This window comes from Citrobacter sp. wls711 (genome assembly GCF_005281055.1).
GTDB classification, from domain to species: domain Bacteria; phylum Pseudomonadota; class Gammaproteobacteria; order Enterobacterales; family Enterobacteriaceae; genus Citrobacter; species Citrobacter gillenii.
Genome location: NZ_SZXC01000020.1, coordinates 91,632 through 105,491, shown reverse-complemented (window position 1 = coordinate 105,491; position 13,860 = coordinate 91,632). Strand labels below are relative to the sequence as shown.

Sequence of the window (13,860 nt, the reverse complement as noted above, 5' to 3'; positions counted from 1 at the left end):
TTTACTCCTTAACAGCACGCCAGGTCAAAATCGAGGCGTTCTGGTACCTGGCCATTTTCGCTATCCAGCGGCATAAAACGAATGGCAAAACGGCTCTTATGACCGGATATCTGCGGGTAGAGCTGTGAATCAAGCGGCAGATGCAAACGTAGCAAATCCGCATCGTCACCGTTATCCTGGTAAAAACCGTTCAGGCTAGTTTGCTTACGGAACGGTGCCGAATTACGGATTAAATCCAGAACCAGCGTCAGCGCCTGAGTCAGTGGATTCAGGCTGGCAAGCCAGTTTTCAACCTGCGCATCTCGCTGCGACTGAGGCAGATGCAGCCAGATATGCAGAGTTGGCAAATCAAAACTGCAGCATCCACCAGGAATACTTAAACGCTGGCGTACAAGACCAATCAGGCGATCTTCACGTAGCGTTTGTCCAATACGCGGTGCTGAAATTAAAACGCTGCCTGCGCTTTTTAACTGCTGGCGCAGGGCATCTATTCTGCTTTGATCGACGCCGGGAACTTCAACCCAGGCCTGAAGTTTACGCTGTTGTCGTTCCAGTTCCTTGAGGAGTTCGGTGCGGACTTCGCCGCGTTCAAATACATCCAGTAAATCCCCAATATTTCTAAAAAAATGCAGTGCGCCTGCATAATCGGCAATGGGTAAGTTAACGGAGAGTTGCTGGGTCAGAAACTCAATGCGCAGCCATGTACGCATCTTCTCATTGAGAGGGTGTTCAAAAAGGACCTGGGTGTGCATTACGGTTTTTCCTGTGAGACAAACTGCGACGCGCAGTGCAAATAGCGCGCGTGCAGGCGGGCGACATCCGAGGTGATGGCATCCGGTGCGCCATTATTATCAATAACATCGTCAGCCACGGCAAGACGAGCTTCACGTGTTGCCTGGGCTGCCAAAATTTGTTCAACATGTTCGCGTGTCACATCATCACGCTGCATGGTTCGTCTGAGCTGGGTCTCGGGAGTAACATCCACCACGAGTACGCGATTGGCTTTTTTGTACAATGAGTTTTCAACCAGCAGGGGGACAACCCATAACAGATAAGGTGATGTCGCTTGCTGAAACTGGCGCTGAGTTTCCTGTTGAATCAGTGGATGGAGCAAGGCGTTCAGCCAGGATTTTTCATCAGGATCGGAAAAAATACGTTCGCGTAAAATTCGCCGTTGCAACGTGCCATCTGCGGCGATGAGTTCACTGCCAAAATGTTCAGCAATCGCGTTAAGGGCAGGCATACCAGGCTCAACAACTTGACGCGCAATAATATCGGCGTCAATCACGTTTATTCCGAGGTCAGCGAACGCATTGGCAACGGTACTTTTACCACTGCCAATACCGCCAGTTAAGGCTACCGTATACCTCATAGATCCGGATCCTGGAGTTTAAGTTTGATTATCAAACAGTTAAAAGTTAAGCATGCGAAGGCGAGGCTGCTGCAGGATTGACCTACTCTGCGCCAGGTAAATTTATGGGATTGTAGCGTAAAAAAAGAGAATTTCGCAGTCTTGCGCGGTATTGATTAGTGCGTATGATAGCGTCACTGGAGTTGTGAGTTTCGATTTTTCGCCATTAACCCCAGGAATCCGCACATGCGTATCGAAGAAGATCTGAAGTTAGGTTTCAAAGACGTTCTTATCCGCCCTAAGCGTTCTACTCTCAAAAGCCGTTCCGATGTTGAGCTGGAACGTCAATTTACCTTTAAACATTCAGGTCAGGCATGGTCCGGCGTGCCAATCATCGCCGCAAATATGGACACTGTCGGAACGTTTGCCATGGCAACCGCGCTTGCCTCTTTCGACATTCTGACTGCTGTACATAAACACTATTCCGTAGAAGACTGGTCTGCTTTCGTGGCGAAAGCATCTGCTGATGTCATCAAACACGTGATGGTTTCGACCGGGACATCTGACACCGATTTCGAAAAAACCAAACAAATTCTGGCGCTGAATCCTGCGCTGAACTTCATTTGCATTGATGTGGCAAATGGCTACTCAGAGCATTTCGTTCAGTTTGTGTCGAAAGCACGCGAAGCATGGCCGACGAAAACAATCTGTGCCGGTAATGTGGTGACCGGTGAAATGTGTGAAGAGCTGGTGCTTTCTGGCGCGGATATCGTCAAAGTCGGCATTGGTCCAGGTTCTGTTTGTACCACACGAGTAAAAACCGGCGTGGGCTATCCGCAGCTGTCAGCGGTTATCGAATGTGCGGATGCTGCACACGGTCTGGGCGGTATGATTGTCAGCGATGGCGGTTGCACGATGCCGGGTGACGTGGCAAAAGCGTTTGGCGGCGGTGCAGACTTCGTCATGTTGGGCGGTATGCTGGCCGGTCACGAAGAAAGCGGCGGTAAAGTGGTGGAAGAGAACGGTGAGAAATTTATGCTGTTCTACGGTATGAGCTCTGAGTCCGCCATGACGCGTCACGTGGGTGGTGTTGCCCAGTACCGTGCAGCAGAAGGTAAAACCGTTAAGCTGCCACTGCGCGGTCCGGTTGAGAATACCGCCCGTGATATCCTCGGCGGTCTGCGTTCTGCCTGCACTTACGTCGGCGCGTCTCGTCTGAAAGAGTTGACCAAACGTACAACCTTTATTCGTGTGCAGGAACAAGAAAACCGTATTTTCAATAGCCTGTAAGAACAAATAGCACGCTGTAAAATGCCTGATGGCACTCAGCTTATCCGGCCTACGTTCATGATTTTCGTAGGCCGGATACGGCGTTTACGCCGCCATCCGGCATCTGAATTTACCCCATTCCGCTCATCGCATCTCCCAGATGAAAAATCGGTAAATACATCGCCACCACCAGCGTGCCGATAATTAATCCCGTAATCACAAGCAATGCAGGCTCAAGCAGCGCAGCCAGATTCTCGGCCTGAGACATTGTGTTTTCGCTATGATGCCGGGCCAAATTATGCAGCATCGCATCCAGCGAGCCGGAAGCTTCACCGGTTCTCACCAGCTGTAAACACAGTGGACTAAATTCTCCAGCATTTTTCAGCCCTTGCCAGACCGGTTTTCCGGCACTGATGTCTCGGTGTACCTGCGCTAATCGTTGTGACCAGAAAGGGCAGTCGAGGGTTTCCGCTACGCTCTCCAGACCTTGTAGAAAGGGAATTCCCGCATTTTGCGTCAACGCCAGAACGGTGAAGATCTGCGTGAGTTTTTGGCCCCTGACCAGCGGTCCCATAACCGGACAGCGCAGCAAAAAACGCTGACGCAGAATAAGCCAGGATGGTTTTTGCTGTATCAGGCTATATGTCACCCCCAGCACCAGGCCGAGTAATCCGATCATCCATCCCCATCGACTGCTGTAATGGGCAAGGGTCATAATCCCCTGCGTTAACGCCGGTAGCGGGGTGTTGAACGTACGATAGATGGCGGCAAATTCAGGTAGTACAAAGTGCAGCATCGCGATGACGACTATTACTGCCATGGTGAGAATGATGACCGGGTAACGCAGTGCTTTTTTAACTTTATCGGTCAGTTGCTGCTGTTGTTTCTGCTGGCGGGCCAGTTCAAAACAGCAGACGTCCAGTTTGCCGGTAAGCTCTCCGGTGCGGATCATTGCCTGGTAAAGTGGCGGAAAAACGTGTTGCCAACGCGATAGCGAGGCGGACAGTGAAATACCTTGTTCCATGTCGTAAGCCAGCGAGCGCAGCAGCGCCTGCCACTGGCTGCTGGGATGCTGTTCGGCAAGCAGGGTTAATCCGTCAGACAGCGTCAACCCTGCTTTCAGTAATGTAGCCAGCTGGTGTATGACTTCCGTGCTTCGTTCTCGACGCCAGTGCGAAGTTTTAACTCGCATGCTCGTAATACGAATTGGCGTAATGTGCAGTTGTTGCAGGGCAAAGACCAGCGAGGGGCGGTCGTCCGACCATAGCGCACCTTCCGCTGGCTGACCCTGAGCATTTATGCCCTGCCATCGCCAAAGTTGCTTAATGGGCATGGGGCATGCCCAGTACGCGAATGAGCTCTTCAAACGTCGTTAACCCTTGTTCAACCGCCTGACATCCGTTCTCAAAAAGCGAATTCATTCCCGCCTGCCGGGCATCGGATTCCACCCCGTCAGCAGTGGTACCGTTAGCGATGAGCTGGCGTACTGTGGGCGTGACAGGCAGCACTTCAAACAGCGCCGTGCGGCCATAAAATCCCCGATAGCAGTGTTCGCAGCCTGGAGCCTGCCAACGCGGAAGCGGCGTGGGCCAGAGCGATGTTGGCAGCGTGACCGGGACATCAAGACGTCGCCGACAATGGGGGCAAAGCTTTCTGACTAATCGCTGGGCAATAACCAGCGTCAGCGCGGAGGCGATCATCCAACGGGCGACGCCCATTTGCTGCAGGCGTACCAGTGTTTCACTGGTGGAGTTGGTATGCAGCGTTGAAAGAACCAGATGGCCGGTTTGCGCGGCTTTAAGGGCGATCTCTGCTGTTTCACCGTCGCGGATTTCACCCACCATAATAATGTCGGGATCCTGGCGCAACAGCGCACGTAATACCCCCTGAAACGTCAGGCCTGCGCGCGGGTGAATTTGCGTCTGGTTTACCCCGTCAATCGGGATCTCTACTGGATCTTCTACACTGCACAGATTCACCTCCGGGGTATTTCGGGTTTGTAGCGCGCTGTAAAGCGTGACCGTTTTGCCGCTCCCGGTAGGACCGGTGACCAGAATCAACCCTTGGGGCTGCTGTAAGGCTTGCGCAAAGGCGGCCAGCTGCGCGTCCTGCATACCCAGCGCGTTAATTTCCAACGCCTGCTCAACCTGATGCAGCAGGCGTAACACCACTTTTTCTCCGTAGCGACAGGGGAGTGTCGCAATGCGAAATGAGATGGGGGCACCTGAAATCTCAACGGTAAATTGCCCATCCTGCGGTAGTCGGTGCTCGGCAATGTCCAGACTGGCCAGCACTTTTAACCTTGCGGTGAGCGCGATACCCATCTCCGTTAGCACCTCAGGTAACGTGTGCAGTACGCCGTCTACACGTAGCCGTATCCGATAGCGATGTTGTGCGGGCTCAATGTGAATATCAGATGCCCGTTTTGCCAGCGCGGATTGTAGCGTCTGTGTGAGTAATTCTGCTGCCGTCGCGCTGCTTTCAGGGATGACCGCTGGCAGCATTTGCCGCGGTTTGTGCGCATGTCCTTCCATTTGCTGTCGCGTCCAGCACACGATGTCGATGCGTCTGGTGGTGGCAAAATGCAGGGCATCCAGCAGTTCGTGAGAAGGCGCATCCACGACGGCGATGTGAACCACGTCATTGTCTGCATCCAGTAATATTCCTTGATAGCGTTGGCACAGTGCCGTCAGTTGCGTGGTATTCATCTCTGTTCCTTAGTTGGCATCAAAGCGGAAAACGTCTTCACAGGCCTGCTGTAAAGCACCGTCATTTTGGATATTGCAGCTCCGGCTCCAGCCGGTAATACCGTTGGCATTGTCCCAGTTGGGCGTCAGGGTCACGCTCAGGCCGTTGAGGCTTTCCTGCCCGGTGAGGCTGACGACGCCTTTTTCGACGCTCATGCCGGAGACATAGCGCGTGGTGGCAGGAGAGGGAATACCATTGGCCCCGGCATCACAGGTATCCGTACCACCATGCTCCAGCGCGCAGAGTTCGACAGCCGTGCGGTAGGGGACAAAGGTTTGCAGCATGTCGGTCAGTGCTGCCTTACGTAGATAGTTCTGATAAGCCGGAATACCGATGGCGCTGAGAATGGCAATGATGCCAATGACCACCATCAGTTCGATAAGCGTGAAGCCTCGTTGCTTGTCCATAGTTCGCTCCTTGAGTTAGCTGACGCTACTGTGGCAAACCGGAAGGTGCTTAGGCGAGGGGCAAAAAATAGAACGGGAAGGCAGGTTCAGAGGGTTTTTACGAAATTACACAAGCAGACAACGTATTTGCGAGGGAATGCGAAGAAACTGCCGGATGGCAGCGTAAATGCTTTATCCGGCTGGGGTTGTAGGCCCGATAAGCGAAGTGCCATCGGGCATTACCATGAGCAATTAACGAAAACGCATGGAGAGATCGAGCGCGCGCACATGCTTGGTCAGAGCACCGACGGAGATGAAATCCACGCCGGTTTCGGCAAACTCACGCAGCGTTTCATAGGTGACGTTTCCTGAAACCTCCAGACGCGCCTGGCCGTTGGTCCGTTTTACCGCTTCGCGCATTTGGTCGGTCTTGAAATTGTCGAGCATGATGATGTCCGCCCCGGCTTTCAGCGCGTCGTCCAGTTCATCCAGACTTTCCACTTCCACTTCAACAGGAACGTCCGGGTGCAGCCAGAAGGCTTTCTCTACGGCCTGACGCACCGAGCCAGAGGCAATAATGTGATTTTCTTTAATCAGGAAAGCGTCAGAAAGTCCCAGACGGTGATTCGCGCCACCGCCGCACAGCACGGCATATTTTAGCGCGGTACGTAGCCCTGGCAGGGTTTTACGCGTATCCAGTAGCTGCGTCTTTGTCCCTGTCAGCAGGTCGACGTAGCGCCGTACTTCACTGGCGACGCCGGACAACGTCTGCACAAAGTTAAGGGCGGTGCGTTCGCCGGTCAGCAATACGCGGGAGGGGCCGTCCAGTTCAAACAATGGCTGATTCGCTTTAATGCTGTCGCCATCTTCAACGTGCCAGCTGATTTTTACATCATCGCCAGCAAGTTGAATAAAGACCTCTTCCACCCAACGTTTTCCACAAAAAACGCCCTCTTCGCGGGTAATCACGGTGGCGTGGGAGCGCATATCCTCTGGCAAAAGTTGTGCGGTGATATCGTTCCTGGCATCAACGTCGCCGCCTAAATCTTCACGCAGCGCCTGAGCGACAGCGGCAGGGATATCCAGGTTGATACGTTCCAACAGCGCGTCACGTCGGGAGTCAGGGTTATAGCGGCGAGGCGGCATGATAAAACTCCAAATAGCTAACGAATCATAAGAGAGAAACATGCTACCCTGAACCCGATATGAGCACCACCAATAAGGAGATTCTGCATGTTGTTAGATAAGGGTTGGCTGGCGGAGGCGCGACGCGTTCCTTCTCCTCATTATGATTGCCGCCCGGATGACGAAAACCCTTCTTTGCTGGTGGTACATAATATCAGCCTGCCGCCGGGTGAATTTGGTGGTCCGTGGATCGACGCGTTATTCACGGGAACAATTGATCCTAACGCCCATCCTTTTTTTGCTGAAATCGCCCATTTGCGCGTTTCGGCCCATTGTCTGATTCGCCGCGATGGTGAAATCGTCCAGTATGTCCCTTTTGATAAACGTGCCTGGCATGCTGGCGTGTCGAACTATCAGGGACGTGAGCGTTGTAATGATTTTTCGATCGGTATTGAGCTGGAAGGGACGGATACGCTGGCCTATACCGATGCGCAGTACCAGCAGTTGGCGGCTGTAACGCATGTCCTGATTCAGCGTTATCCGGCGATTGCCAATAACATAACCGGGCATTGCAATATTGCGCCCGAGCGTAAGACCGATCCTGGCGCGTCTTTTGACTGGGAAAGGTTTCGCGCTCTGGTCACCCCCTCGTCACACAAGGAGATGACATGACGCTGTTTACAACATTACTGGTGCTGATCGTTGAGCGCTTGTTTAAGCTGGGTGAACACTGGCAGCTCGATCACCGAACGGAAGCTTTTTTTCGCCGGATTAAGCATTTTTCTATGGCCCGAACCCTTGGCATGACAATGATAGCGATGGGGGTGACATTCCTGCTGCTGCGTGCGCTGTACGGACTGCTGTTTAACGTTCCGTTGCTGGTGGTGTGGATCTTAATTGGCGTGCTGTGCATCGGCGCGGGTAAGGTGCGTCTGCATTATCATGCGTACCTGAATGCGGCGTTGCGCAATGATGCCCATGCCCGTGAGGCGATGGCCAGTGAGTTAACGCTTATCCATGGCGTCCCGCCGGAATGCAATGAGCGTGAGTATTTACGCGAGCTGCAAAATGCGCTGTTGTGGAATAACTTTCGCTTTTATCTGGCACCGCTATTCTGGCTGATTGTCGGCGGCGCGTGGGGACCGGTGACGCTGGTCGGTTATGCCTTTTTACGTGCGTGGCAGTCCTGGCTGGCACGCTATCAGACCCCGCATCAGCGTTTGCAGTCGGGAATTGATGCGATCCTGCATGTGCTGGACTGGATCCCCGTGCGGTTGGCGGGTGTGGTTTATGCGCTGTTGGGGCATGGTGAGAAGGCGCTGCCTGCGTGGTTTGCTTCTCTGGCGGATTTGCATACTTCGCAGTATCAGGTGTTAACACGCCTGGCGCAGTTCTCGCTGGCGCGCGAACCGCACACCGATAAAGTCGAAACGCCAAAAGCCGCCGTGGCGCTGGCGAAAAAAACATCGTTTGTGGTGGTAGTGATTATTGCGTTACTGACCATTTATGGGACATTAGTATAGCGTTATGCCGGATGGCGCTAACGCTTATCCGGCCTACACCATATGTAGGCCCGGTAAGCGCAGCGCCACCGGGCAATGGTTTTAGAATGTATCAGCAGGTGGGATGCCAAAATCCGGCATGCCGTTTTCGTCCCAGCGTACGAGTTTCAAACGTGTATGGCGGTTGGGATCGTATAGCGGGTCGCCCTCAATCTCGGTGTAGTTCCTCGCATGGTACACCAGCACATCTTCCCCTTCCGGCGTTTGCGTAAAGCTATTATGTCCCGGTCCGAACTGACGATTTTCGTAGCTGGTGGTAAAGACAGGACGCGGAGATTTGTGCCAGTTATCCGGGTTCAGTGGATCGGCACTGAGATCAATCCACAGTAACCCCATGCAGTAGTTTTCGTCGGTGGCGCTGGCGGAATAGCTGATGAACAGTTTGTCGCCGTGCACCATCACGGCAGGGCCTTCGTTGACCCAAAAGCCACGGCACTCCCAGTCGTACTCTGGATGACTGAGCATTACCGGCTCGCCTTTAATCGTCCACGGATTTTCCAGCTCCGCGAGATAAATATTGGAATTCCCGGCAATATCGGGGGATTTTTGCGCCCACAGATACCACTGCTTTCCCTGGTGGTTAAAAGTGGTGGCATCCAGGGCGAAGGTATCAAACTGCGTTTTAATCTGGCCTTTCTCGGTCCAGGTGCCGGTTAGCGGGTCGGCATCTGCACACTCGAGGGCGAACATGCGATGCTGGAACATTCCCTGCTTGTCGAGTGCCTGAGTGTGCGTAGCGGCAAAATAGATGTACCACTTGCCAGCAATATGATGGATCTCCGGTGCCCAGATCAGTTCGCTCATCGGGCCGCTGTCTGGTTTGCGCCAGATAACCACCGCAGCGGCGGTGCGTAGACCTTCCAGGGAGTCAGCCCGCCGGATCTCCAGACGATCGTATTCCGGTACCGAAGCAATGAAATAATAGTGGCTGCCGTCACGGAGAATAAACGGATCGGCACGCTGTTCGATAAAAGGGTTAGGCCACTGATTCATCAGGCTTTCCTTGCATTTTCAGGAGATTTAACGTCGTGATACTCATTCAATTCACGGTAGTTGGCGCGACGCTTTTCCAGGTCTGACTGGATTTGCTGCATAAACTCGCGGTCAACTTTCAGCAGACGAACTACGCCAGCAGTAATCAGATAGCCCACGCCCGGAATAAGGGTGAACAGCAGCATGATACCGTTAATGGCGGACTCGCTTTGTGCTTTAGCACCTGCGTCGTAACCGTACCAGGAGAGCAGGAATCCGACCATCGCCCCGGCAATCGCCAGACCCAGTTTCAGGAAGAACAGGTTGCCGGAGAAGCTGATACCGGTGATGCGTTTTCCGGTCTTCCACTCGCCGTAGTCATCGACATCGGCCATCAACGACCAGTGCAGCGGAGAAGGGATCTGATGCAGGATGTTGAGCAGGAAGTAGAGCACCATAATCATCACGGTAGCTTTTGGATCGAAGAAGTAAAACGCGCCAGAGAAAATCGCCAGTACGATATTGGTCCAGAAGAACACTTTCAGTTTGCACCAGCGGTCGGTTAACACCTTCGCCAGGATACTGCCGATCATCATGCCGACAACGCCGAGGCTAATAAACAAGGTGGCAAAGTGTGTGCTTTGTTGCATAACCCAGGTGACGTAGTACATGGTGGCAGCCATGCGAATAAAGCCCGGGCAGACGTTGCACAGGGTTAACAACAGGATTTTTACCCACTGATCGTTCTTCCAGACATCTTTCAGATCGGCTTTTAAATCGTCGTTGGTCTGGACGGCAGGACGCACGCGCTCGCGTACTGTCGCAAAGCAAAACAGGAACATGCACATGCCAATAAAGGCCAGTACAGCCATCGCCATCTGATAGCCCTTCGCTTTGTCTTCTCCACCGAACCAGTCAGCCATCGGCAGCAAAGTGAGAGAAAGTAGCAGGGTAGCAATGCCCACCAGCACAAAGCGGTAGGATTGACAGGCGACACGCTCTTTCGGGTCGTTGGTGATGACGCTGCCGAGTGAGCAGTAGGGAATATTGATCGCCGTGTAGGTGATAGACAGCAGGAAGTAAGTGACAAACGCATAGATAACTTTGCTGTTGTACGTCCACTCTGGGGTGGTAAACATCAGTACGCTGAATAATGCGTAGGGGAAAGCCATCCATAAAAGCCATGGACGAAACCGGCCATATTTACTGCGTGTGCGATCGGCCATTGCGCCCATTATCGGGTCAGTTACGGCATCAATAACGCGAACTGAGAGTAATAAAACGCCGACCAATGCAGGGGCGAGGCCAAATATGTCAGTATAAAAATAGTTAACAAACAGCATGATAGCGCCAAATATGATGTTGCATCCGGCATCGCCCATACCATAGCCGATTTTTTCTTTCACCGACAGTTTACTGGTTTCCATCAACTGCGCTCCATAAATAAGATATGGAGAGAATTATTGTCTGGTGAACGTGTTTTTGCGTTGCAGGATAGCGCCGCTGATATGGATGAAATAGTCGTCTGTGGGAAAGTGTGAGGCAGGTAACACCCCCTGCCTTTGCAGGCAGGGGGTGAAAATTAATGTGCTTTAACCGCTCTGGCTGTTTTCTGCTTACACAGATAACCGACGCCAAGAATAGCAATCCACACTGGGATCAGGTAAACGGAGATTGCCATGCCCGGCGTCATCAGCATAATTACCAGCACTGCCGCCATGAAAATCAGGCAAACCCAGTTACCCAGCGGATAGAACAGCGCCGGAAAGCGACTGGCGACGCCCTGCTGTTGTTTCGCTTTGCGGAACTTGATGTGTGCAAGGCTGATCATCGCCCAGTTGATCACCAGCGCAGAGACCACCAGTGCCATCAGTAAGCCAAAGGCAGATTCCGGCGCCAGGTAGTTGATCAGGACGCACAGGGCGGTGACCAGCGCGGAGACGAGGATGGTATTCACCGGAACGCCACGTTTATCCACGTTCATCAGCGCTTTTGGCGCGTTGCCCTGTTGAGCCAGACCGAACAGCATACGACTGTTGCAATACACACAACTGTTATAGACAGACAGGGCGGCGGTCAGCACTACAACGTTCAGTGCGTTAGCAACAAACGTGTCGCCGAGTTCGTGGAAGATAAGGACAAATGGGCTGGTATCTGCCGTTACGCGCGTCCACGGCATCAGGGAGAGCAGGACGGCCAGTGAACCTACATAGAAAATCAGGATACGGTAAATAACCTGGTTGGTCGCTTTCGGAATGCTTTGCTCCGGGTTATCCGCTTCTGCCGCAGTGATTCCGACCAGCTCCAGCCCGCCAAAGGAGAACATGATAATGGCCATCATCATCACCAGACCGGTGAAGCCATGTGGCAGGAAGCCACCTTGATCCCACAGGTTGCTGACGCTGGCCTGCGGGCCACCGTTGCCGCTAAATAGCAGCCAGCCACCGAACAGGATCATCGCCACGACCGCAATAACCTTAATAATGGCAAACCAGAACTCCATCTCACCGAATACTTTTACGTTGGTCAGGTTGATAGCGTTGATTACCACGAAAAAGACGGCGGCAGAGGCCCAGGTAGGGATCTCCGGGTACCAGAACTGGATGTATTTTCCGACGGCAGTCAGCTCAGCCATGGCAACCAGAACGTACAGCACCCAGTAGTTCCAGCCGGAGGAGAATCCAGCGAAACCGCCCCAGTACTTATAGGCAAAGTGGCTGAAGGAACCGGCTACCGGCTCTTCAACCACCATTTCACCTAGCTGGCGCATAATTAAAAAGGCGATAAAACCGGCGATAGCGTAACCCAGGATAATCCCTGGCCCTGCAGACTGGATAACGGACGCGCTACCGAGGAATAACCCGGTGCCTATCGCGCCACCCAGCGCGATAAGCTGTATATGGCGGTTTTTAAGACCGCGCTTTAGCTGATCGCCATGCTGTTGACTTTCCATCATGAAACCTCGTGTGTGGTTTTACTCTTCATCTTTTGAGTACTTATATTTTGAACCACGCAGTGACGCGTGTGTAAGTTTGCAATTCCGTTTGTTGTATTAATTTGTTTACGGTGATGCTTAGTAAAATGTTGCCTAAATACTTTTGTCTTAATCAGAATAATGTTATGCGAGCGCGAATGCACCTGCTTTATGAAGGGAGGATGACGAGTTGAATAAAAAGAAACCATTTGTAAGCGCGAGTTTATCTACCACAAAATTTCCATTTTGAATTTTTATTCGTTAATTTTGCTTTTTAAATCGATATTTAAGCAGGTGAATCGGTTCAGATGAGATAATTTTTCGTTTCAATTACGTTAAAACTACCTCGTGGTGGGTAAATTTAACATTTGTGCATAGTTACATGTTTGAAACGTTATTTCTGTAATGTTGTTAAAATATGCCTCCTTTACTGATTTCAATCAAAACCTGTATGGACAGAAGGTGAATACTTTGTTACTTTAGCGTCAAGAACATGAAATTGGTAAGACCAATTGACTCCGGGCAAATGGCTTAAGACAGGAAATCATGGCCTACAGCAAAATCCGCCAACCAAAACTCTCCGATGTGATTGAGCAGCAGCTGGAGTTTTTAATTCTTGAGGGGACACTTCGCCCCGGAGAAAAACTCCCACCGGAACGTGAACTGGCAAAACAGTTCGACGTCTCCCGTCCCTCCTTGCGCGAGGCGATCCAACGTCTCGAAGCGAAGGGTTTGCTGCTTCGTCGTCAGGGCGGTGGCACTTTTGTTCAGAGCAGCCTGTGGCAGAGCTTTAGCGACCCACTGGTAGAGTTGCTCTCCGACCATCCTGAATCCCAGTTTGACCTGCTTGAGACGCGCCATGCGCTGGAAGGTATTGCTGCTTATTACGCCGCACTACGCAGCACAGATGAAGATAAAACGCGTATCCGTGAACTCCACCATGCGATCGAGCTTGCTCAACAGTCCGGCGATCTTGACGGCGAATCTGATGCCGTTCTCCAGTATCAAATTGCTGTCACCGAAGCGGCGCACAATGTGGTACTGCTCCATTTGCTCCGTTGTATGGAGCCGATGCTGGCCCAGAACGTTCGTCAAAACTTTGAATTGCTGTATTCGCGTCGGGATATGTTGCCGCTGGTAAGCAGTCACCGTACGCGTATTTTTGAAGCGATTATCGCCGGGAAGCCGGAAGAGGCGCGTGAAGCGTCCCACCGCCACCTGGCGTTTATCGAAGAAATTCTCCTGGACAGAAGCCGTGAGGAAAGCCGTCGTGAACGCGCCTTACGCCGCCTGGAGCAACGAAAGAATTAGTGATTTTTCTGGCAGCTAGTTAACCAGAAGATGTTGTAAATCAAGCGCCATTTAAAGTGCGCGGCAACTAAACGCAGAACCTGTCTTATTACGCTCTCTGGCGAGAACGTAATGGGACAGGTTCCAGATAACTCAACGTATTAGATAGATAAGGAATACCCC

General features: G+C 52.3%; 13 protein-coding genes. 4 read left to right on the top strand and 9 right to left on the bottom strand.

Going from position 1 to position 13,860, the window contains the following annotated elements; genetic code table 11:
• Window positions 1-8: 8 nt before the first annotated feature.
• On the bottom strand, window positions 9-752 hold the full coding sequence (gene zapD / locus FDW98_RS06145; RefSeq protein ID WP_096758294.1) for a cell division protein ZapD: 744 nt from the start codon (window positions 750-752) through the stop codon (window positions 9-11).
• Window positions 752-1,372 (bottom strand): dephospho-CoA kinase, encoded by a 621-nt coding sequence (gene coaE, locus FDW98_RS06140; protein WP_096758293.1) that lies wholly within the window; start codon window positions 1,370-1,372, stop codon window positions 752-754. Before coaE ends, zapD begins: the two co-directional genes overlap by 1 nt.
• Window positions 1,373-1,597: 225 nt before the next feature.
• On the opposite strand from coaE, the gene FDW98_RS06135 reads away from it, so the two are divergent.
• Window positions 1,598-2,641 carry a GMP reductase gene (locus FDW98_RS06135; RefSeq protein WP_096758292.1) on the top strand — a complete coding sequence of 348 codons (1,044 nt, stop codon included), beginning with the start codon at window positions 1,598-1,600 and terminating at the stop codon, window positions 2,639-2,641.
• Between the two features lie 109 nt (window positions 2,642-2,750).
• Here the strand turns inward: FDW98_RS06135 and hofC are convergent, their stop codons facing one another.
• From hofC to nadC, 4 genes are all read right to left on the bottom strand, one after another.
• Entirely contained in the window at window positions 2,751-3,953 is a 1,203-nt protein-coding gene (hofC, locus tag FDW98_RS06130; protein WP_096758291.1) for a protein transport protein HofC, read from the bottom strand.
• Window positions 3,943-5,328 (bottom strand): type II secretion system protein GspE, encoded by a 1,386-nt coding sequence (gene gspE, locus FDW98_RS06125; RefSeq protein WP_096758290.1) that lies wholly within the window; start codon window positions 5,326-5,328, stop codon window positions 3,943-3,945. The genes hofC and gspE overlap by 11 nt, the downstream gene beginning before the upstream one ends.
• A 9-nt stretch (window positions 5,329-5,337) precedes the next feature.
• Window positions 5,338-5,775, bottom strand: coding sequence for a prepilin peptidase-dependent pilin (gene ppdD, locus FDW98_RS06120; protein WP_096758289.1), 438 nt, complete (start codon window positions 5,773-5,775; stop codon window positions 5,338-5,340).
• Between the two features lie 231 nt (window positions 5,776-6,006).
• Complete coding sequence (nadC, locus tag FDW98_RS06115; RefSeq protein ID WP_096759471.1) at window positions 6,007-6,900, bottom strand: carboxylating nicotinate-nucleotide diphosphorylase; 894 nt, start codon at window positions 6,898-6,900, stop codon at window positions 6,007-6,009.
• 87 nt (window positions 6,901-6,987) lie between these two features.
• On the opposite strand from nadC, the gene ampD reads away from it, so the two are divergent.
• Window positions 6,988-7,551 (top strand): 1,6-anhydro-N-acetylmuramyl-L-alanine amidase AmpD, encoded by a 564-nt coding sequence (ampD, locus tag FDW98_RS06110; protein WP_096758288.1) that lies wholly within the window; start codon window positions 6,988-6,990, stop codon window positions 7,549-7,551.
• Window positions 7,548-8,402: a beta-lactamase regulator AmpE gene (gene ampE / locus FDW98_RS06105; protein ID WP_096758287.1), complete on the top strand. Its 855-nt coding sequence runs from the start codon at window positions 7,548-7,550 to the stop codon at window positions 8,400-8,402. Before ampD ends, ampE begins: the two co-directional genes overlap by 4 nt.
• Before the next feature lie 81 nt (window positions 8,403-8,483).
• On the opposite strand, the gene FDW98_RS06100 is transcribed toward ampE, so the two are convergent.
• The 3 genes from FDW98_RS06100 to aroP form a co-directional block, all read right to left on the bottom strand.
• Window positions 8,484-9,434, bottom strand: coding sequence for a family 43 glycosylhydrolase (locus tag FDW98_RS06100; protein WP_096758286.1), 951 nt, complete (start codon window positions 9,432-9,434; stop codon window positions 8,484-8,486).
• The gene (locus tag FDW98_RS06095) at window positions 9,434-10,840 is read right to left on the bottom strand and encodes a glycoside-pentoside-hexuronide (GPH):cation symporter (RefSeq protein WP_096758285.1); all 1,407 of its coding nucleotides are present in this window, start codon (window positions 10,838-10,840) and stop codon (window positions 9,434-9,436) included. Before FDW98_RS06095 ends, FDW98_RS06100 begins: the two co-directional genes overlap by 1 nt.
• A 155-nt stretch (window positions 10,841-10,995) precedes the next feature.
• Window positions 10,996-12,369: an aromatic amino acid transporter AroP gene (gene aroP, locus FDW98_RS06090; protein ID WP_096758284.1), complete on the bottom strand. Its 1,374-nt coding sequence runs from the start codon at window positions 12,367-12,369 to the stop codon at window positions 10,996-10,998.
• A 564-nt stretch (window positions 12,370-12,933) separates the two neighbouring features.
• Between aroP and pdhR the strand changes: the two genes are divergently transcribed.
• Complete coding sequence (gene pdhR / locus FDW98_RS06080) at window positions 12,934-13,698, top strand: pyruvate dehydrogenase complex transcriptional repressor PdhR (protein WP_096758283.1); 765 nt, start codon at window positions 12,934-12,936, stop codon at window positions 13,696-13,698.
• Window positions 13,699-13,860 lie beyond the last annotated feature (162 nt).